This is a genomic window from Qipengyuania nanhaisediminis (assembly GCF_900115585.1).
GTDB lineage: Bacteria > Pseudomonadota > Alphaproteobacteria > Sphingomonadales > Sphingomonadaceae > Qipengyuania > Qipengyuania nanhaisediminis.
On sequence record NZ_FOWZ01000003.1, the window covers coordinates 251,560 to 271,813 of the forward strand.

Consider the following 20,254-nt stretch of genomic DNA (forward strand, 5'->3'; position numbering starts at 1 on the left):
TGTGGCGAAAATGGGGCAAGAGTCAATCCAAGTGTGCGTTGAGGGCAGCGCGAAGCGCCCTTGACGAGTTCTAAATTGCTGATTTTATGGAAGTATTGAGAAATGAGGCAGAGTGGGCCCTATTCGGGCGTTTCTGCCTTATTTCTCTTGAACAGGACCCGATCTTCGGGCCCGAAGCCGCGTTTCCAGATCACAAAACCATAAGTGAGCAGGATCGCCGGCACGCCAAAGGCGAGTTCTGCCCACTCGGGAAGCTGCGTCGCCAGCCAGCCGACGAGCACCGCCGGGGCGACCGCGTAGAGCAGTGCCCAGCGCCAATTGTTGATCGGGTGGCCGAGGATGCGGGTCAGCAGCAGCGCCTTAACGAGGCTTGCGACACCGAGCGCGATCATCAGGGCGAGCGCAGCTGCGGCGGCCTTGAAGGGTTCGCCATAGCCGAGCCGTTCGACCAGCATGATCAGCGTAATGGTCAGCGCCGCCTGGAATGCGATGGTCCCGACCGAGATAGCGAGGTTGCGGCCGCGAGCGACGTAGATCAGCACGGCTTCGGACACGACGGCGGTTGCCGCCACGACCTCTGCCGCAAGCAGGAACGCCAGCGCACCCGTACCGCCGACGAATTCGGGTCCGACCAGGCCCATCACCGCTTCGCCAGGTACGCCCAGCGCCAGTGCGATTCCCGCCTGTGCCGCGATGATCCAGAACCCGACCTGGCAGACCTGCTTGGCAATGGCCGCATAGTTCTTAGTCTTCAGGTTCTTGGTGATCACCGGCCCCAGGATCGGCTCGAAACTGGTCTTGAGCTTTTGCGGCAGGCTCGCGACCTGCTGGGCAATGTAATAGACGCCGACTGCCGCAGGCGCGGCAAACAGGCCGAGGATGAAGATATCGAGGCGGCGCGTTCCCCACTCGATGGCATCGGCCGTCGCCAGCGGCAGTGCCCGGGCCGTCACCTTGCGCATATATCCGAGTTCCGGACGCCAGTGTTTCGGCGGCCCGTAGCTGCGGAAGAAGGCGTAGAGGCCGGTGAAAAGGCCCGCGTAGATCGAAACCAGATAGGCGAGCGAGAGGCCGGAATCCGACAGGGCCGGCACGAAATAGAAGACACCGGCCATGATCGAGATCGTCCATGGCTCGACCACGGCCCGTGCGCGGACGGTGGTGGCGATATCGTATTTGTACGCCTGTGCCGCCAGGACGATCTCCGTCAGGGCGTAGCCGGGGATGGCCAGCACGATCAGGCGGTCCAGTTCCGTGAATTCTCCGCTCGGGAAAAGAGGCGCGGGAACCAGCCAGAAGAACGCGGCTGCCAGCGCGGAAAAGACGATTGCCAGCAACATGCCGTCGTAGACGAGGTTTGCAGGATGCGTTCCCTCCTCGCCATCGGCCAGTCGCTGTGCGAGCCCGCGCTTTTCGCCCATCGAACACATCAGTGCGACGAGTTCGACCACGACGAGAGCCGATGCAAAGCGGCCTAGCGCCTCGGGGCCGTAGAGGCGACCGGCGATGAACAGGAACGGCAGGCGCGCCAGCAGGCGCAGCAGGAAGCCGATGAAATTCTGCCTTCCGCCCTTGGCGATGGCGGTCAGGTCTTCGTCATTTCCAGCGGCAGTCATCCCGCGTCGCCCTGTTCGGCCTTGAGCGGCCGCGCGAGGATGCCTTCGACCACCGACTTTGGCTCGTCTCCCTTAAGGAGGTCGTAGACGGCCGTCACGATCGGCATGGCGACACCCTGGCGCGCGGCAAGTTCTACGAGCACGGGCGCGGTGTGCGCGCCTTCTGCCACGGTGCGCCGGTCGCTCATCAACGTGTCGGCGCTTTCCCCTTCGCCCAGCGCCTTGCCGAGCGAGAAATTGCGGCTGGAGGTGGAAGAGCAGGTGAGCACGAGATCGCCGAGCCCGCACAATCCGGCGAGCGTTTCGGCCCGCGCGCCAAGCGCCTCCCCGAAGCGCAGCATTTCGGCATAGCCGCGGGCAATCAAAGCCGCGCGCGCGTTCTGGCCAAGGCCGAGGCCGTCCACCACGCCGCAGGCGATCGCCAGCACGTTCTTCACCGCGCCGCCGATCTCGGCGCCAACGACATCGTCGGAATAATAGGGCCGGAAGGCAGGCCGTGCGATAAGCGGGGACAGGCGGTCCCACTGCTCTGCACCGCCGCCGCACGCGAGCGTCACGGCGGTCGGCAATCCTGCGGCGACCTCATGCGCGAAGGTGGGGCCGGAAAGCACTGCAATCGCGCTGTCCGGGGCCGTCTCTTTCGCCACGTGGTTCATCAACCTGCCGCTGCCAGCCTCGATCCCCTTGGAACACAGCACCAGGTCGGACGGATGCGAGGGCATAGCCGCAAGGACCGACCCCATGTGCTGGGCCGGCGTCACCACGAGCAGCGCATCGAGAGCCGCCATTTCGGCAAGATCGCTGGTGGCGGTGATCCGCTCGTTCAGGCTGGCGCTCGGCAGGTAGAGCGAGTTGGTGTGCGCAGAATTGATCTCGTCGACCAGTTCTTCCTCGCGCGCCCAGATTTTCACCGCACGGCCATCGCTCGCCAGCATCTGTGCCAGTGCCGTGCCCCAGGCACCGGCTCCGAGAACCCCTACGCTGCTCATGCTTTCACTCCTGCACCGCGCACTGGCTCTGCCTGCGGATCGAGCGGCCAGCGCGGGCGCGCGGCAATATCGAGCGGGTCGGGCTGGAAGTCATGCATGGCGAGCCTTTCGACACCGGCCCAGGCGATCATCGCGGCATTGTCGGTGCACAGCTTGGGCGGCGGAGCGGTGAAGCGCATCGAATGGCGCTCGGCCAGTTCCTCCAGCGCCGCGCGCACCGTCGCATTGGCAGCCACGCCGCCAGCAACGACCAGCGTATCGGTACGGCCCATTGCCTCCAATGCGATGGATAGCCGGTCGATCACGCAGTCGACGGCCGCCTTCTGGAAGCTGGCGGCGATGTCGGCTGCGGCATATGTCCCGGACTGGTGGGCGCGCATGACCGCGCTCTTGAGCCCGGCAAAAGAGAAATGCGGCTCGCCGCTGCCGACCATGGGGCGGGGCAGGGGGACTGCGCTTTCATCGCCCTCTTTCGCGAGCCGTTCGACAGCCGGGCCGCCCGGAAATCCGAGGCCCAGGATCTTTGCAGTCTTGTCGAATGCCTCGCCCAGGGCATCGTCGATGGTGGTGGCAAACCGGCGATATTCGCCGACCCCGTCGACGCGCAGGATCTGGCAATGACCACCGGAAACGAGCAGCAGGGCGTAAGGAAATGCCAGCTCTGCGTCGGCAAGGCGCGCGCTCAGCGCGTGACCTTCCAAATGGTTGATCGCGATCAGCGGCGTATCGCTCGCCATGGCAAGTGCCTTGGCACTCACGAGGCCGACCATGACGCCGCCGATCAGGCCGGGTCCCGCCGTGGCGGCAATCGCATCGCAATCGGCCAGCGTTACGCCTGCATCTGCAAGCACGCCCTCGATCATGGGGGCGAGCCGTTCGGCATGGGCGCGCGCGGCGATTTCCGGCACCACGCCGCCGAAGGGCGCGTGTTCCTCGTCCTGCGAGGCGATCCGCTGGGCGATAATGCGCCGCTCGCCATCGACCAGCGCGGCTGCGGTTTCGTCGCAGGAACTTTCGATGCCGAGAACGAGCGTCATAACTTCGCTTTCCCTTAGCGGTCTCGCTCGCTAGGGCAAGCCGCCGATATGCCAGACACGTCCATCCTTCGCCTTGGAACCCGCCGTTCGCCGCTTGCCATGGCGCAGGCAGAGGAGGCCCGCGCCCGGCTCTGCGCCGCCCATGGCTGGGATGTCGGCGCGGTCGAACTGGTCCCCGTGATCGCCAGCGGCGACAAGATACAGGACCGCCCGCTCGCCGAAATCGGCGGCAAGGCGCTGTGGACGCGCGAACTCGACCTGTGGCTCGCCGAAGGGCGTATCGATGCCGCCGTGCACTCGATGAAGGATGTAGAGACCATCCGTCCCGACGAGATCGCCATCGGCGCGATCCTGCCGCGGGCGGACAAGGCCGATGTCTTGCTGGGCGCCGCGTCCCTCGCGGATATACCGGTGGGCGCGAAGGTCGGCACCAGTGCGCCGCGCCGCGCCGCCCAATTGCTTCACGCACGGCCCGACCTCCAGGTCGTGGGCATTCGCGGCAATGTGGCGACGCGCATGGCAAAGCTCGAGGCTGGCGAGGCGGATGCGACTTTTCTGGCTGCAGCGGGCCTTTCCCGTCTCGGCGAAGACAATGTCGGCACGAGGCTCGACCCCGAAGTCTGGCTTCCGGCACCGGCACAGGCGGCAATCGGTATCGAATGCAGGGCCAGCGACGAGCGCACGCGCGACGCCTTGGCGCAGGTAAACCACGCTGAAAGCCGTGACGAGGTGCTTGCCGAACGTGCTTTGCTCCAGGGCCTCGGCGGCACATGCCACAGCCCGATTGCCGTCCTCACCACCCGCACCGGTGATCGCCTGACCATGCGCGCAGCGATCTTCAGCCCGGATGGCAGCCAGCGCGTGGAAGGCACTGCCAGTTTCGCTTGCGACGACCTTGCGGCACCGGGCGAGTTGGCGCGCACGCTGCTGGACGATGCACCGCCGGAAGTTGCGGCCAATTTCGGACATATGGAATGACCTGCCGGGTCTTCGTCTTTCGTCCCGAGCCGGGCCTATCGGTTACGCTGGAAACGGCGAAGGCGCTTGGGCTGGACGTGAAGGGCTGCCCGCTCTTCAAAGTGAAGCCGGTGGAATGGGGCACGCCCAAGGCGGATGACTATGACGGGTTGCTCGTCGGCAGTTCGAATGTGTTCCGGCACGGCGGCACCCACCTCACGCGGCTGACTTCCCTGCCGGTCTACGCGGTCGGCGAAGCGACTGCCGAAGGCGCACGCGAAAAGGGCTACATGGTAGCGCGCACGGGCTCCGGCGGGCTGCAGGCCCTGCTCGACACAATGAAGCCGGGCGAGCGCCACATGCTGCGTCTTGCGGGCGAAGCGCATGTCGAGCTGCAGGGGCCCGAGGGAATGAAGCTGGATACGCGCATAGTCTATCGCACACAGCCGCTCGATGTCTCCGCCGAGATCGCCGACCTGATGCGGTTGGGCGGCGTGGTCCTGCTCCATTCGGGTGAAGCTGCCAAGCGGCTTTTCGAAGAGTGCCAACGCCTTGAAATCGACCGCTCGAACCTCGTTCTCGCCGTATTGGGACCAAGGATTGCAGAGCTTGCAGGCGACGGCTGGAAATCCATCCACATCGCAAACCAGCCACGCGATGCGGAGCTACTGGCCTTGGCCGAGCAATTGTGTCAGACCATGTCCAATTGATATGGCGCCCTTTATGAGAGGCGCCCGGGGTCGCGGATTGGAGTAAGATGGACGAGTTTTCGAGCACTCGGCGTGCGCGTGGAGGAATGCGCCCGATGTTGCTTGCCGTTGGCGGCGCTTTCGCCCTTGGCGCAGGTGTTGCGGGCTACATCGCATGGCGCATGGATTCCGCGCCGGAAACCACCGAAGAACCAGCGCAAATCGCGGACAATACACCGGCCGATGGCGCCGAGCCTTCGCCCACGCCCAGCGCCAGCGAAAGCGCGGCTGCTGCAGAGGCAGTGGAACGGGTGGCGGAACAGCAGGGCGGTATCGACCAGCGCCTGGCGGCCGCCGAACAGCGCCTGTCGCGCCTCGACCTTCAGGCGCAGGCAGCCGCCGGTAACGTGGCGCGCGCGGAAGGGCTGCTGATTGCTTTCGCTACCCGCCGTGCGGTCGATAAGGGTGCCGAACTCGGCTATCTCGCCGACCAGCTCCGGCTGCGCTTCGGCGACGCGCTGCCCAATGCCGTGAACACCATCCTGACCTTTTCGCGCGAACCGGTGACGCTGGACCAGCTGATCTTCCGCCTCGAAGGCCTTGCGCCCAGCCTGCAATCGGGCGAGGGCAAGCCGAGCCTCGAGCGCTTCGCCGACGAACTGGGCTCGCTCTTCACCATCCGCCGTGAAAGTGCCCCGTCTCCGCAGCCCCAGCAAAGGCTGGAGCGTGCACGCCTGTTCCTGGAAAGCGGCCGTCCGGACTCGGCCGTTGCGGAAGTGCGCAATTTGCCTGGCGCAGTGAATGCCGAAGGCTGGCTGCGCGATGCGGAACGCTATGCCTCCGCCCAGCGCGCGCTCGATCTCATCGAAACGGCAGCGGTGCTGGAACCGCGCCGCCTGCGCGATGGTGCAGGCAACCGGATCGAACAGCCGAGCCCGGTCGAAGAGTAGATCAGGCCTTCATCAATTCGGGCACATCGCCCGACACGCCGCGCGCTTCGTCCATGAAGAACTTCTTCAGCATGCCGGAACGCTGGACCCCGGCCATGCCGAGACGGCGAACCGCGCTGGCGGCCTTCCCCGGAACGCCGAACAGGCGCGTCAGGCTGTCGGTTGCGCCCATGACCATGATGGAATCGAGCGCGCGCCATTTCTCGTAGCGCTCGAGCACCTGCATATCGCCAAGATCGAGGCCGAAACGGCGGGCATCGCCCAGCACCTCGACCAATGCGCCGACATCGCGCAGGCCCAGATTGAGGCCCTGTCCGGCAATCGGGTGCATGCCGTGTGCGCTGTCGCCGACCAGCGCCATGCGCTCGCCCACGATGCGAACGGTGTGCTGGAAGCTGAGCGGATAGGACGTGCGCGCGCTGTTGAGAGAAAGCTCGCCAAGCAGATCGCCCATCCGTTTCTGGACTTCGGCCAGGAAAGCGCGTTCGCCCATCTTGAGGACGCCCGCCGCATCCTTCTCGTCGACCGTCCAGACGAGCGCGCTGCGATGCTGTCCTTCAGGCCCGTCAAGAAGTGGGAGCAGGGCAAAGGGACCAGCGGGATAGAAAATCTCCCATGCCACGCCGCCATGGGGCTTGCTGTGGTCGAGGCCGACGATGATCGCGCGGTGGGAATAGTCCCAGCTGGCCATTTTCAGCTCCGCATCCTCGCGCGTGGGCGAACTGCGGCCTTCCGCGCCCACCAGCAGGTCCGCGGTCAGGACCTGCCCGTCGGCGAGCGTAGCGGAGACACCGTAAGCATCGCGCTGGCGATCGACCACGTCGACCGGGGCATGCAGGGTGATGAGGCTTTCGTCCTTCACCGCTTCGAACAGGGCCGTGCGCAGGACGCGATTGGCGAACATCCGGCCAAGCGATCCTTCGTGCTCTTCCGGCGTGAAATCGATGCGGCCCGGCTTCATCTGGTCGAGCACGGCGATGCTCTCGATCGGGCAGCCATAGGGCTCCAGCGTGTCGGCCAGGCCGATATTGCGGAACAGGCGCCAGCTAGCCGTGGAGATCGCCGACGCGCGCCCGTCGAAACCGTCTGCGGTCAGGTCGGCGGGATCGGCCCGGTCGACCAGGTGGCTGGAAAAACCTTGTTTCGCAGCTGCCAGCGCCAGTGTGGAGCCGACGAGACCGCCGCCGAGGATGAGCAAGTCGCGCTTGTCTGTCATGGTCACGGTCCCTAGAGCGGGCGGCGTGACACTGGCAAGGATTATGGACGTCTCGCTGGCCCGGCTGGCCGCTTTCCTGCTTGCCCTCACGTGCCTTTTGCCCGCTGCCGCAATCGCGCAGGATCGCACCGCGCGCTTTGGCGACGAGAATATCTCGGTCGAACTTTTTGCCGATGGCGCACCCACGCCGGGCGAGGAGTGGCTGCTTGCGCTGCGCTTCACGCCGTCGAGCGAGGAGTGGCACGGCTACTGGTCCAATCCCGGCGATGCGGGGCAGGGCATGGACTTACAGCTCGATCTTCCGGACGGGTGGCAAGTCGGAAAGCCGCTTTATCCCGTGCCGCAGACGCTGCTTATCGGCGGGTTGATGAACCACATCTTCGAGGGCGAATACGTCGTTTTGGTGCCGGTCACTCCCGGCCCGGATGCGGCGGTCATGAACCTCGCCCCGGTCACGGGCTTCGTCGAATATCTCGCCTGTACCGACCGGATATGCGTGCCGCAGGATGCGGGCTTGCGCGCCCGGAGCGGTGGCAATTTCGACGAGTGGCGCGGGCGGATCGCGCCTATGCTCGACAGCGAGGCGGGCTTCGAGATTTCCGGCGAGCGCCTGCGCATCGGCATCCCGCTGCCAGCCTCGATGGACCTTGGCGAGCTGCACCTCTTCCTGGAAAATTCCTCTCTGGGCAATGGCTTGCGGCCCGATTATGCGGCCGTGCAGACATGGATCCGCGATGGCAACCTGCTGGTTGCCGAACTGCCGCTGGAGCGGACCAAGGGCGATAGCGCGGACACGCCCGTTCGTATCGACGGGATACTCGCCTTGGGAGACAGGCAGGGCGTGCGCTTCATGGCGACGCCCGCAGATGTGCCGCTGGAAGGTGTGAAGGCATTCCGGGGACCTCGGGAAACGCCTCCCTTCGGCCTGCTGGTGATCGCGGCGCTCGTCGGCGGCCTGCTGCTCAACATCATGCCATGCGTGTTTCCGATCCTCAGCCTCAAGGCGCTGGCCCTGGCGAAGGCCGGGGGCGACGAAGGCGCAGCCCGCCGCGATGCGCTCGCCTATACTACGGGTGTCGTGCTGGCCTGCGCCGGACTTGGCGCGCTGATCCTGTTGCTTCGATCGGCCGGTCAGCAGGTCGGCTGGGCATTCCAATTGCAGGAGCCCGCCATCGTGGCGAGCCTGTTTGCGCTTGCCGCGCTGATCACCGCGAACCTCCTCGGCCTGTTCGCCATCCCCGGCCTCGCCATTTCCGGCGGCAAGCCGAGTTCGGGCGGATCCTTCGCAACAGGTCTGCTCGCTGCTTTCGTGGCGACGCCGTGCACAGGGCCCTTCATGGCGCTCGCATTGGGCGCTGCACTGGTGCTGCGACCCATCGAGGGCTTCGCGATCTTTACTGCGCTTGGCATCGGACTGGCGCTTCCGTTCCTGCTGGTCGGGTTCGTGCCTGCGTTCCGCAAGCGTTTGCCGAAACCCGGTGCCTGGATGGAACGCTTCCGGCGCTGGATGGCACTGCCCATGGGATTGACCGTCCTTGCACTCGGCTGGCTGCTCTGGCGCATCGGCGGAGGGCTGTTCCTGCTTTCGGCGACCGGTATCGCGGCCGGCCTTGTCTATTTCGCGGGAATGATCTCGCCGGAAAGCCAGGCTTCCGGAAAATCGAGGACGCTGCCGGCGCTGATCGGCCTCGCAATGGCCGCAGTCTCGGCGATCGGCATGGTGCGGACATACGATCCACCCGTTGCCGATAGCACGCAGAGCATTCTCGACCCGCAGGAGTTTTCGGCCGCGAACCTCGCAGCGGCTCGCGCCAGCGGCCAGCCGGTGTTCGTCTGGTTTACCGCCGACTGGTGTATCACCTGCAAGGTCAACGAGAGCGTGGGGATCGAGCGCGAAGAGACGCGCGCGGCGTTCGAGGAAGCGGGAGTCATCGCGATGCGCGGTGACTGGACGCGCCGCGACGACGACATCGCCGCTTTCCTGTCTCAGCAGGGTGCTGCCGGTGTGCCGCTCTACCTGTGGTATCCGGCGGGCGGGGATGCGCGGCAATTGCCGCAGGTGCTTACGCCTGATCTTCTTCCGGATCTTGCCCGTCAGGAATCGGCGCGCAGTCGGTAATGAATTGCGCGGGAAGGCGGCTGGGGTTGAGGATGATCGACCCGCCGCCGGGCACCGTGGCTTCCACCGTTCGCGGACCCGTCAGCACTTCAAGCCGCGGATCGTCCGCCGGGGTGCGCCCGCGCCAGATCCAGGCCTCGTCGTCCTGCTCCGCATCGATCCAGAAACGTTCGACATGGCCGTTGCCGATCAACGCCAGCACCGCCTTGGCGTGGGCATCGGCCTGCACGAAACGGGTGTAGCGCAGTACTCCGTCCTCGCAAGCGAGGGCCATGAGCGGGGTCGCACCGGGCTTGCCGTAGAGCAGGCGCTCGCGATCTTGGCTGTACGCCCAGACGGCTCCCTCGGTATCGGGCGAATCTATCGGGGCGCGCGGTGCATCGCGTTCCGCAGCGATGCGTTCACGTGTTACATATTCGTCTGATGCAGGGGGCTTGCAGGCCGTGACCAGCAAGAGCGCGCCCAGCGCGATGGTGCGAAACATGGCGCGCAGCTATGCGAAAGGGAGGGCGAGCGTCAACGCGGGAGCGACGAAACCTCACAGCTTCGCCACACCGCGCCGACGCTTCGCAGCAAACCTTACTCGGCGGGTTTCACGAACTTCATAACGACGCGGTCCGTTTTGCCCCTGATCGAAGGATCGAAGACGCTGATTTCGCGGGTGTCGTCGGGATTGGCGAGCAGGTCGCTTTCCGCTTCGAGGACGAAGCCGGCCTTTGCGAAATCGTCACGAATGACCTGCGGATCGATGCGATGGTATTCCTCGACTGTGGCGCGAGTATCGCCTGCGTTGCCGACATGGTCGATTACGCCCACGATCCCGCCGGGGCGCATCATCGAATAAAGCGCGTCGAGGTAATCGGCAGGCTCCGAGCGGGGAACCTCGTATTCCTCAGATTCCCAGTAGAGGTCGTGATAAACGAGGTTCATGATCGCAAAGTCGAACCGTTCCTCGCCCGGCTCGAACGCTTCGAAACGGTAGCGTTCAAGGGCGATCCCGGGCTCACGCTGGGCCAGCGCCGTCCACGCCTCTTCATTGTAAAACTGTTCGGGTTCGAGCGCAGTCACGCTGCCATCCTCACCAACCGCACGCGCAAGGATTTCCGCCCAATAGCCTCCGCCAGAAATCAGGTCGGCAGCGTCATCGCCCTGTTCGAGACCGAAAAATGCAAGGACTTCTGCCGGCTTGCGGCTCTCGTCGAGCGCGCGGGCGGCCTCGGGGCGGGCGTCGTTGGCGACGGCTGCACTGATTTCTTCAGTCGAGAGGGACGGCGCCATGGCGACTTCCCCGGCATCGTCGGATGCCGTTTGCGAGCAGGCCGCGAGTGCCAGAGCCAAGGCTCCTGTCAGGACGATAGGCAATTTCATGGTTCTCTCCCCTTGTTCAATGGCGAGAGCATGAACCGCCGACCGGCAAGTGGGAAGGACGCCGCGGTACGCCGGTCGAGACGGGGGCGTAACTTGTCGAAGTCTGGCGGGATGCGCCCTCCGGCCTAGGGCTTGCCGCCCATCCGCTTGTAGCGCGTCTTGCCATAGCGCGTCTTGCGCGTCCCGGGCCTGCCTGCATCGCTGCGTCCGACGCGTGGCGCCTTCTTTTCTTCGTCGCCCAAGCCGAGTTCGTCGTTCTCGAGCCGGCGAATTTCGTCGCGAAGGCGGCCGGCCTCTTCGAATTCGAGATCGGCGGCGGCAGCACGCATCCGCTTTTCCAGATCCTCGATATAGGCGCGAAGGTTGTGGCCGACGAGATTGTTACGCTCGTCATCGCCGGTATCGACCGTGACGCCATCCTGCGAGGCAGTATCGGCGACGATATCGGCGATCTGCCGCTTGATCGTCTGCGGCGTGATGCCGTGTTCTTCGTTATAGGCGCGCTGCTTTTCGCGGCGGCGGTCGGTTTCCGCCATGGCGCGTTCCATGCTGCCGGTAATGCGGTCGGCATACAGGATGACGCGCCCGTCGACGTTGCGCGCGGCGCGGCCGATGGTCTGGATGAGTGAGGTTTCGCTGCGCAGGAAACCTTCCTTGTCGGCATCGAGGATACACACGAGGCCGCATTCGGGAATATCGAGGCCTTCGCGCAGGAGGTTGATGCCGACCAGCACGTCATAGACGCCGAGGCGCAGGTCGCGGATCAGCTCGATACGCTCCAGCGTCTCCACGTCGGAGTGCATGTAGCGCACCTTCACGCCCGCTTCGTGCATGAACTCGGTGAGGTCTTCCGCCATGCGCTTCGTCAGCGTGGTGACGAGCGTTCGATAGCCCATCTTGGCGGTCTTCTTGCATTCCTCGATGCAATCCTGGACCTGGTCTTCGACCGGCTTGATCTCGACCGGCGGGTCGATGAGGCCGGTGGGCCGGATGACCTGTTCGGCAAAGACGCCGCCGGTCTGTTCCATCTCCCACGAACCGGGCGTTGCCGAGACCGCGAAGGTCTGCGGACGCATCGCGTCCCATTCGTTGAAGCGCAGCGGGCGGTTGTCGATGCAGGACGGCAGGCGGAAGCCGTACTCTGCCAGCGTGATTTTGCGGCGGTGGTCCCCGCGCGCCATCGCGCCGATCTGCGGCACCGTCTGGTGGCTTTCATCGACGAACAGCAGCGCGTTTTCGGGAAGATATTCAAACAAGGTGGGCGGCGGTTCGCCCGGCAGGCGTCCGGTAAGGAAGCGGCTGTAATTCTCGATCCCCGCGCAAGAGCCTGTGGCGGCAATCATCTCGAGGTCGAAATTGGTGCGCTGCTCGAGCCGCTGCGCTTCCAGCAGCCGGCCTTCTTCCTGCAGCTCCTTGAGCCGCTCCTGGAGCTCGAACTTGATGGCCTCGGAGGCCTGCTTCATTGTCGGACCGGGGGTGACGTAGTGCGAGTTCGCGTAGACGCGCACCTTGTCGAGGCTGGCACCCTTCTTGCCGGTGAGCGGGTCGAACTCGCTGATTTCCTCGATCTCGTCACCGAAGAAGCTGATCCGCCAGGCCATGTCTTCATAGTGGCTCGGGAAGATTTCGAGGTTATCGCCGCGCACGCGGAAATTGCCGCGCGCGAAAGCGGCATCGTTGCGCTTGTATTGCAGGGCCACCAGCTTGCGGATGAGCTCTCGCTGATCGACCGTCTGGTCCTTCTTGATATCGAAGATCATGGCCGAATAGGTTTCGACCGAACCAATACCGTAAAGGCAGGAAACCGAGGCTACGATGATGACGTCGTCACGCTCCAGCAGGGCGCGCGTGGCCGAGTGGCGCATCCGGTCGATCGCCTCGTTCACCGAGCTTTCCTTCTCGATGTAGGTGTCCGACCGCGGCACGTAGGCTTCGGGCTGGTAATAGTCGTAATAGCTGACGAAATACTCGACCGCGTTTTCCGGGAAGAAGCTTTTGAACTCGCCATAAAGCTGCGCGGCGAGGATCTTGTTCGGCGCGAGGATCAGGGCAGGGCGCTGCAGCTCTTCGATGACCTTCGCCATGGTGAAGGTCTTGCCCGAACCAGTGACGCCCAGCAGCGTTTGCGTTTTCTCGCCATCGCGTGCGGACGCGACCAGTTCCTTGATCGCGGTCGGCTGGTCGCCAGCGGGCGTATAGTCACTGACCAGCTTGAACTTGCGGCCGCCCATCGATTTTTCGGGACGCGCGGGTTTGTGCGGTACGAACTCGCCTGTGGTGTCGGGTTCTTCGAGGCCGCGCCTGATAACGAGTTCTGACATGTGCGCACATATGGGGAACGAATGGGGCAGGTGCAACGGCGGCTTGCGCAAGCGCGGCGTGCTGCTAGCCTCGCGCAACCAATCACGCGGAGAATTCCATGCGCAATACCTTGACCCTTGCCATTGCCACCATCGCGCTCGCCGCTTGCGGCAGCTCCAGCGATGCTGACACCGACGGCGATGGCACCGTGTCGGCAGACGAGGTGGAAGCGGCAGCGGCCAAGGTGAAGCCGCTGGAGGCGGGGGAATACAAGATGAACCTGGAGCTGGTCGAACTCGTCGATCCGTCCATGAGCGAAAGCGATGTCGCCAAAGCGAAGGAATTCATGGGTGCCATGGCAAATGCGGCCCCAGCGCGGTGCCTCACCGAAGAAGAAGCGAGCAAGGGCATGATCGGCATCGCCGAGCAGATGCAGAACGGCGATTGCACGATGGACAGCCTGACCTCGGATGCCGACGGGATGCAGGCCGCGATGACCTGCAAGGCAGGCGAGGGAGAGGCCAAGATCACCATCGACAGCCAGTCGACCGGGACGGCCAGCGAGATGACGATGACGGCTGTCGAACCGGTCGCAAGCAGCGAAGAGACGAAGCGCGTGACCATGAAGGTCGGTATGACCCGTACCGGCGACTGTACCTGAGGCGCGTGCACCTATTCAGGAAACCGCCATCGGCGTCGTGCATTCTTGCTGAATGATGCAAACGCCTTCGTTCCAGGAAACTCGCGAGGAAATGAGCCGCAGGCTGGCGCTTGCCGCAGAGCCGAGCCCGGACGATGCGCGCGGGCCACGCGCGCTCCTGCTGGCCAAGGAATTCCTTTGGCCGCTGGACCCGGTGAAGCGCCGGTTCGAAGATTTCACCGTAACGCCTGCGACGCATCCCAAGCGCGTGATGCTGCTTCCAGGCTTCGGTGCGCACCCGATCCGGATGCGCTGGATGGCCCGCACGCTCGAGGATGCAGGGCATACGGTGAAGCGCTGGGGCATGGGATATAATCTCGGCGCGACGGCCGATCGCTTTGCCAAGGTCGAAGAGCGTCTCATCGACCTCTATCATCGCCGCGGCGAGCCGATCGTGCTGGTCGGGTGGAGCCTTGGCGGGGTCATGGCGCGCGAACTGGCGAAGAAGCATCCGGACAAGATCGCCAAGGTGATTACGATGGGTTCGCCCTTTTCCGGATCCCCGCGCGCGAACAATGGCTGGCGCGCTTACCAGGCGATTGCCGGCCACCGTGTGGACGAACCAGAGATCGATACCGTGGTCAGCGAAAAGCCGCCCGTCGAAACGGTTGCCTTCTGGTCGCCGCGCGATGGCATCGTCCACCCGAGATCGGCCTGCGGCAGGCCCGGCGAACGCGATCGGGCGGTGGCCTTGCGCTGCACCCACATGGGCTTCGTCCTGACTCATGAGGCCGTTTCCGCGCTATTGTCGGAACTGGATCGCTCCTGAACCTTTAGTTTCTGGAGCGGGGCATTGCGCCCCGCGAAGGGCCGCGTCCTGTGGTCCGTTGCAACTTCCGGGGGATCATGAGCGGCACTGCCGACTTCTTCAATGAAATGCGCGAGCCGGATGGCTCGGTCCGCGATGCCTATTCGTCCTACTGTGACTGGTACGATGAACAGGATGCGAGGCTCCTGAAGCGCAAGCACCGCGAAGCGGAGACGAACTTCCGCAAGACCGGGATCACCTTCAACGTCTACGGCGAAGACGAGGCCGAAGAACGCTTGATACCGTTCGACATGGTGCCGCGAATCATCACCGCGAACGAGTGGCGCAAGCTGACCAAGGGGATCGAGCAACGCGTCAGTGCGCTCAATGCCTTCATGCACGACCTTTATCACCGCCAGGAGATCATCCGCGCGGGACGCCTGCCGCAACGCCTGCTGCGCGACAATGCGGCATGGTTGCCGAACATGGTCGGGTTCACCCCGCCGGGCGGCGTCTACACCCATATCGTCGGCATCGACCTTGTGCGCACCGGACCGGATGAGTTCTTCGTGCTCGAGGATAATGCGCGCACGCCGTCGGGCGTCAGCTATATGCTGGAAAACCGGGAAACCATGATGGCCATGTATCCCGAACTTTTCATGCGGGTGCCTGTCGAAAGCGTATCCGACTATCCGCGCCGCCTCGCGAAGAGCCTTGCCGCCTGCGCTCCCGCTGCTGCGGGCGACCGGCCGGTCGTGGCGGTCCTGACGCCGGGCATCTACAATTCGGCCTATTTCGAACACGCCTTCCTTGCCGACCAGATGGGTGCAGAGCTTGTCGAAGGAAGCGACCTACGGGTCGTCGATGGCCGCGTGGCGATGCGCACGACCAGCGGGTACAAGGCGGTGGATGTGATCTACCGCCGGGTAGACGACGAATTCCTCGACCCGCTGACGTTCAATCCCGACAGCGTGCTCGGCGTCCCGGGCATCATGGACGTCTACCGTTCCGGCGGCGTCACTATCGCCAATGCGCCGGGCACAGGGGTGTGCGACGACAAGGCGATCTATTCCTTCATGCCCGACATCGTCGAGTTCTATACCGGCGAGAAACCGCTGCTGCCGAACGTCGAAACATGGCGCTGCGCGGACGAGGACAGCCTGAAATACGTCCTCGACAACCTGGAAGAACTCGTGGTGAAGGAAGTCCACGGTTCGGGCGGATATGGCATGCTGGTTGGCCCTGCGTCGTCGAAGAAGGAAATCGAGAAATTCCGCGCGAAACTGGTCGAGAACCCGTCCAATTATATCGCGCAGCCGACCCTCTCGCTGTCGACCTGTCCGATCTACACGAAGAAAGGCCTCGCCCCGCGTCACGTGGACTTGCGACCCTACGTCCTCGTTTCGCCTGACAAGATCGACATCACGCCAGGCGGCCTGACGCGTGTCGCGCTCGAAGAGGGATCGCTGGTCGTGAATTCGAGCCAGGGTGGCGGGACCAAGGATACCTGGGTGTTGAAAGACTGATGCTGGGCAGAACCGCAAACGGATTGTTCTGGATGTTCCGCTATCTCGAGCGGGCGGAGAACACTGCGCGCCTGCTGGATGCCGGCATGCGCATGGCCCTGACCCGCGACCTGGTAACGGCAGAAGAGGAGTGGCGCTCGGTCATTTCGACCGCCGGACAGCGGACCGCTTACGAAGCCAAGCACGGCACGTATACCGGCAGCCAGGTGTGGAACTTCATGCTGCGCGACAAGGCGAACCCGTCGTCCATCCTCGCGATGTTCGGGCTGGTCCGTCAGAATGCGCGGCTGGCCCGCAACGCCATCAGCGGGGAGCTGTGGGAAGCCATCAACGAAAACTGGCTGGTCATCGACGAACAGCTGAAGAAACCGGTGGCCGAAAACCGCGTCCTCGACACAGTCGCCACCATCCGGCGGGCAGGGACCCTGGCACATGGAGCCTTGGCAGGTTCGATGCTGCGGGACGAGGGCTATCATTTCGCGCGCGCAGGGACATTTATCGAGCGTGCCGATAGCATCTCGCGCATTCTCGACATCAAATATTACCTGCTGTTGCCGTCGCTATCCTATGTCGGCTCCAGCCTCGATACGGGCCAGTGGGACCAGGTGCTGCGCTCCGTTTCCGGCGACCGCGCCTATCGCTGGCTCAATGCCGGACAGATCGATGCGAAGGGCATTTGCGAGTTTCTCATTCTTGACGACCGTTTCCCGCGCAGCCTGGCGTTCTGCTATTGTGCGCTGCGTGACGATCTTGCCGCCCTGGCGAGGCTCCATGGCACCGAAGGGCAAAGCAACATGCTCATGCGCGATGCCGATACGCGCCTCACCGATCTTACGATCGAGGAGATATTCGACCAGGGCCTGCACGAATTCCTCGTTGAGTTCACGCAGGACAATTCCGCCATCGCCGAAGCCATTTCCACCGATTACAGGTTCCTTGCCTGATGCGCCTTTCGATCCGCCACACTACACGATATCGTTTCGGCCAGCCCGTCGTCCATGCACTGCAGCGGTTGCGGCTGGTCCCCAAGCAGACGCAGGGGCAGGAGATCCTCGACTGGTCGATGGAATATGAAAACGCTCATGAAGAGCTGCAATTCGAAGACCAGCACCACAATACGACAACCCTGATCGCGGTCGAACCGGGCACCAAGGAAGTGGTCGTCACTTGCAAGGGCACCGTCGACACACACGACCATGCGGGCGTGATCGGTCGCCATGCGGGCCACCTGCCGCTCTGGAGCTTCCTGTCGCAGACCTCGCTGACACGCCCGGGGCCCGGCATTCGCAAGTTCCTCAAGGATTTCGAAGATCGCGAGGACGAGAAGCTGGACCTGCTTCACGAAATCTCGCGCCGCATCCTGGAAGAGGTCGAATACAAGGTCGGCTCCACCATTGCGCAAACCACTGCCGAAGAAAGCTTCGCCGCAAAGGCCGGCGTCTGCCAGGATCACGCGCATATCCTTATCGGTATTGCGAGGGCACTCGATATCCCCGCCCGGTATGTCTCCGGCTACCTCATGATGAACGACCGGATCGAGCAGGAAGCGACCCATGCCTGGGCGGAAGCTTTCGTGGACGGATTGGGTTGGGTCGGATTCGACGTTTCCAACGGAATTAGCCCCGATGCGCGCTATGTCAGGGTTGCCACGGGCCGCGACTACCGCGATGCAGCGCCGGTTACCGGGATAAGCTTCGGCAATGCGGAACAGGTGCTGGAGGTCGACGTCTCGGTCGAACAGCAACAAGTGCAGCAATAAGCGGCAAGATTTGGGATCTAGATGACATATTGTGTAGGAATGGTGCTCGAAAAGGGCCTCGTGCTGATGAGCGACACTCGCACCAATTCGGGCGTCGACAACATCTCCGTCTTTCGCAAGATGTTTACCTGGCAGGTGCCCGGCGAACGTATCATCACCGTCATGACGGCCGGCAACCTCGCGACGACACAGGCCGTGATCAGCCAGCTCGAAGAACGCAGCAAACAGCCCGACGACCGTGACAATGCGATCCTGAAATCGCCCACGATGTTCCAGGTGGCGACCGAGATCGGCAAGCTATTGCGCGACATTATCGCAGATCGGCAAGGTGCAAATGGCGATCGCGGGCGAGGGCGCTTTACCGCCTCGATCATCGTCGCCGGCCAGATCGCAGGCATGGAGCCGCGCCTGTTCATGGTCTATCCCGAAGGCAATTTCATCGAGGCGAGCCTCGACACCCCTTTCTTCCAGATCGGCGAGACCAAGTACGGCCGCCCGATCATCATTCGCGGATACGACCGCACGATGAGCCTCGAAGACGGGGTGAAGCTGCTGATGGTCAGTTTCGATTCCACGCTAAAGGCGAACCTGTCCGTGGGTCTTCCGCTGGACCTCCAGGTCATCAAGCGCGACAGCTTCGAAGCGGGACACCAGCACCGTGTGACCCATGATGACCCCTATTTCCAGGCGATTTCGTCCAGCTGGGGCGATGCGCTGAAGAACGCGTTCCACTCGCTCCCCGATTACAGCTTCTACCACGGCGACGACTGACGAGGGAAAGCATCCATTCCGGAGCAATTAACCGGGCGCTGATTTGCCGCCGGTTCCCAATATCATCAAAGGTTTGCATCCATATCCGTAGTCATCCGGAATGCGCATTGTCCCGTATGGTGCCAGCATTACCGGCATGGAACAGCGACAGACCCTTCACATCGTAGACGGCTCCACCAGGGCGCGTGCTCAGCAGGCTCACATCGGCTTCGACATGGGGCACCATTGCGAAGTCTATGCCGATGTCGGCGAACTGCTGGCGTCCTCCCCTTCCTGCGGCCTCGTCCTTGCGCGCGATGATGAGGGGCATGGAGCGGTAGCGGTCGTCCTGCGTCGCCTAGCGGCAGAAGGGATCTGGCTCCCGGTAGTCGGGACTTCGGCCGATCCCCGGCCCGGGCGGGTCGTCGCGGCAATCAAGGCGGGGGCGCTCGATTACCTTCGACTGCCTTTCGAATTCGCCCGGTTGAGCGAGGCTATCGCACGGATATCCCGCGAAGCGGAGGCTTACGGGGCAGCGCGGCGCAAGATGATCGAAGCGCGCAGCAGGATTGCGTCCCTTTCCCCGCGTGAGCGTGAAGTGCTCGACTGGCTGGCCGAAGGGCGCAGCAACAAGATGATTGCGCGCGAACTGGAGATCAGCCCGCGAACGGTCGAAATCCACCGGGCTAACATGATGAACAAGCTGGGCGCACATCACGCTGCCGAGGCGGTGCGCCTGCGTATCGAAGCGCATCTCGACGGCGCACAGATTTCCGCGGCCTGATCGGGTTGTTTACGAGCCTGCGGGTCGCACCGACAGGCGGGTCAGCGGCAAAAGGAACCGCGGCCGAATTCCAGGTGCAGGTGATCGCGATGGGCGGCGTTGTAGTCGGGGCCCAGCACGGTCCCGAAGCGCTTGCACGCGCTGGAATGGACCGTGCGCAGGAACCTTCTCTCTTCGGGCGAAGCGTTCCAGCCGCTTTGGACCGTGATCCTGCGTCCATCCGTCAGGACGAAGCCCGAGACGTCGACCGCTTGGGCTTGCGAATGAGCGGACAATCGGTTGGTGCCCGCGACATTGCGGCAGGAATAGCTGCCCATGGTTTCGATCCGCTCCAATCCAGCTCCCAGGATCTGGCGCGCGGCACGATCGACGCCGAAGCGTGCCCAGGCGGCAAAATCCTTGGCGACGGGACAGGCTACGGCGGTCAGATTGGTAACGTCGAACGGCCCTGTATCTCCGTAAAGGGCGCTGAGGCGAACGGTGTTCCGCGTCGAGCAGCCGCCGGCCTGGAGCTTGTCGGGCAAGGGAGCGAATTGTGCGCGCGTGCTACCGAGATCGGCGAGGCATTGCCGCGCCTCGCGGCTAGGTTCGGGCAGGGCCTGTGCCGATCCCGACGGGCGGGACGGTGCTTCGCCCGTGCGTTCCGGAACAGCGCCGCATCCAGCCAGCGCCGCAGCTCCAAGCAATGCTGTAAAGGCTGCGATCCTCATGGAGCGGCAAGCTACATCGACGTTTGGAACGCGGC

General features: G+C 63.8%; 19 protein-coding genes. 11 read left to right on the forward strand and 8 right to left on the reverse strand.

Going from position 1 to position 20,254, the window contains the following annotated elements; translation table 11 throughout:
- Positions 1–119: 119 nt before the first annotated feature.
- From BM173_RS10030 to tsaD, 3 genes are read right to left on the reverse strand one after another with little or no spacing between them, the layout of a single operon-like run.
- Positions 120–1,616, reverse strand: coding sequence for a lipopolysaccharide biosynthesis protein (locus BM173_RS10030; RefSeq protein WP_090480948.1), 1,497 nt, complete (start codon positions 1,614–1,616; stop codon positions 120–122).
- The gene (locus BM173_RS10035; RefSeq protein WP_090480951.1) at positions 1,613–2,605 is read right to left on the reverse strand and encodes an NAD(P)H-dependent glycerol-3-phosphate dehydrogenase; all 993 of its coding nucleotides are present in this window, start codon (positions 2,603–2,605) and stop codon (positions 1,613–1,615) included. The genes BM173_RS10030 and BM173_RS10035 overlap by 4 nt, the downstream gene beginning before the upstream one ends.
- A complete protein-coding gene (gene tsaD, locus BM173_RS10040; protein WP_090480954.1) occupies positions 2,602–3,642 on the reverse strand; it encodes a tRNA (adenosine(37)-N6)-threonylcarbamoyltransferase complex transferase subunit TsaD in 1,041 nt (346 codons plus the stop codon). Before tsaD ends, BM173_RS10035 begins: the two co-directional genes overlap by 4 nt.
- Positions 3,643–3,690: 48 nt before the next feature.
- On the opposite strand from tsaD, the gene hemC reads away from it, so the two are divergent.
- The 3 genes from hemC (at position 3,691) to BM173_RS10055 (ending at position 6,238) form a co-directional block, all read left to right on the forward strand.
- Positions 3,691–4,620, forward strand: a complete 930-nt coding sequence (gene hemC, locus BM173_RS10045) for a hydroxymethylbilane synthase (RefSeq protein WP_090480958.1) — start codon at positions 3,691–3,693, stop codon at positions 4,618–4,620.
- On the forward strand, positions 4,617–5,309 hold the full coding sequence (locus BM173_RS10050; protein ID WP_090480960.1) for a uroporphyrinogen-III synthase: 693 nt from the start codon (positions 4,617–4,619) through the stop codon (positions 5,307–5,309). Before hemC ends, BM173_RS10050 begins: the two co-directional genes overlap by 4 nt.
- 95 nt (positions 5,310–5,404) lie before the next feature.
- Entirely contained in the window at positions 5,405–6,238 is an 834-nt protein-coding gene (locus BM173_RS10055; RefSeq protein WP_318247352.1) for a hypothetical protein, read from the forward strand.
- A 1-nt stretch (position 6,239) separates the two neighbouring features.
- On the opposite strand, the gene BM173_RS10060 is transcribed toward BM173_RS10055, so the two are convergent.
- Positions 6,240–7,454, reverse strand: coding sequence for an FAD-dependent monooxygenase (locus tag BM173_RS10060; RefSeq protein ID WP_090480966.1), 1,215 nt, complete (start codon positions 7,452–7,454; stop codon positions 6,240–6,242).
- Between BM173_RS10060 and BM173_RS10065 the strand changes: the two genes are divergently transcribed.
- Positions 7,429–9,573 carry a protein-disulfide reductase DsbD family protein gene (locus BM173_RS10065; protein ID WP_090481571.1) on the forward strand — a complete coding sequence of 715 codons (2,145 nt, stop codon included), beginning with the start codon at positions 7,429–7,431 and terminating at the stop codon, positions 9,571–9,573. The genes BM173_RS10060 and BM173_RS10065 overlap by 26 nt on opposite strands.
- On the opposite strand, the gene BM173_RS10070 is transcribed toward BM173_RS10065, so the two are convergent.
- The 3 genes from BM173_RS10070 to uvrB all read right to left on the reverse strand — a co-directional run bounded on the left by BM173_RS10070 (position 9,518) and on the right by uvrB (position 13,262).
- Complete coding sequence (locus tag BM173_RS10070; protein WP_090480969.1) at positions 9,518–10,057, reverse strand: hypothetical protein; 540 nt, start codon at positions 10,055–10,057, stop codon at positions 9,518–9,520. The genes BM173_RS10065 and BM173_RS10070 overlap by 56 nt on opposite strands.
- A gap of 95 nt (positions 10,058–10,152) precedes the next feature.
- Positions 10,153–10,941 carry a class I SAM-dependent methyltransferase gene (locus BM173_RS10075; protein WP_090480972.1) on the reverse strand — a complete coding sequence of 263 codons (789 nt, stop codon included), beginning with the start codon at positions 10,939–10,941 and terminating at the stop codon, positions 10,153–10,155.
- Positions 10,942–11,066: 125 nt separating this feature from the next.
- Positions 11,067–13,262: an excinuclease ABC subunit UvrB gene (gene uvrB, locus BM173_RS10080; RefSeq protein ID WP_090480974.1), complete on the reverse strand. Its 2,196-nt coding sequence runs from the start codon at positions 13,260–13,262 to the stop codon at positions 11,067–11,069.
- Between the two features lie 98 nt (positions 13,263–13,360).
- Between uvrB and BM173_RS10085 the strand changes: the two genes are divergently transcribed.
- From BM173_RS10085 to BM173_RS10115, 7 genes are all read left to right on the forward strand, one after another.
- Positions 13,361–13,903 (forward strand): DUF3617 domain-containing protein, encoded by a 543-nt coding sequence (locus tag BM173_RS10085; protein WP_090480977.1) that lies wholly within the window; start codon positions 13,361–13,363, stop codon positions 13,901–13,903.
- A gap of 91 nt (positions 13,904–13,994) precedes the next feature.
- Complete coding sequence (locus BM173_RS10090; protein WP_245755849.1) at positions 13,995–14,711, forward strand: esterase/lipase family protein; 717 nt, start codon at positions 13,995–13,997, stop codon at positions 14,709–14,711.
- A gap of 77 nt (positions 14,712–14,788) precedes the next feature.
- Positions 14,789–16,216, forward strand: a complete 1,428-nt coding sequence (locus BM173_RS10095; protein ID WP_090480980.1) for a circularly permuted type 2 ATP-grasp protein — start codon at positions 14,789–14,791, stop codon at positions 16,214–16,216.
- The gene (locus tag BM173_RS10100) at positions 16,216–17,160 is read left to right on the forward strand and encodes an alpha-E domain-containing protein (RefSeq protein ID WP_090480984.1); all 945 of its coding nucleotides are present in this window, start codon (positions 16,216–16,218) and stop codon (positions 17,158–17,160) included. The genes BM173_RS10095 and BM173_RS10100 overlap by 1 nt, the downstream gene beginning before the upstream one ends.
- Positions 17,160–17,975: a transglutaminase family protein gene (locus BM173_RS10105; protein WP_090480987.1), complete on the forward strand. Its 816-nt coding sequence runs from the start codon at positions 17,160–17,162 to the stop codon at positions 17,973–17,975. The genes BM173_RS10100 and BM173_RS10105 overlap by 1 nt, the downstream gene beginning before the upstream one ends.
- Before the next feature lie 21 nt (positions 17,976–17,996).
- On the forward strand, positions 17,997–18,746 hold the full coding sequence (locus BM173_RS10110; RefSeq protein WP_090480990.1) for a proteasome-type protease: 750 nt from the start codon (positions 17,997–17,999) through the stop codon (positions 18,744–18,746).
- A gap of 100 nt (positions 18,747–18,846) precedes the next feature.
- Complete coding sequence (locus tag BM173_RS10115) at positions 18,847–19,509, forward strand: response regulator transcription factor (RefSeq protein ID WP_342741978.1); 663 nt, start codon at positions 18,847–18,849, stop codon at positions 19,507–19,509.
- 41 nt (positions 19,510–19,550) lie between these two features.
- On the opposite strand, the gene BM173_RS10120 is transcribed toward BM173_RS10115, so the two are convergent.
- Positions 19,551–20,219, reverse strand: a complete 669-nt coding sequence (locus tag BM173_RS10120) for an extensin family protein (protein WP_090480993.1) — start codon at positions 20,217–20,219, stop codon at positions 19,551–19,553.
- Positions 20,220–20,254: the final 35 nt, after the last annotated feature.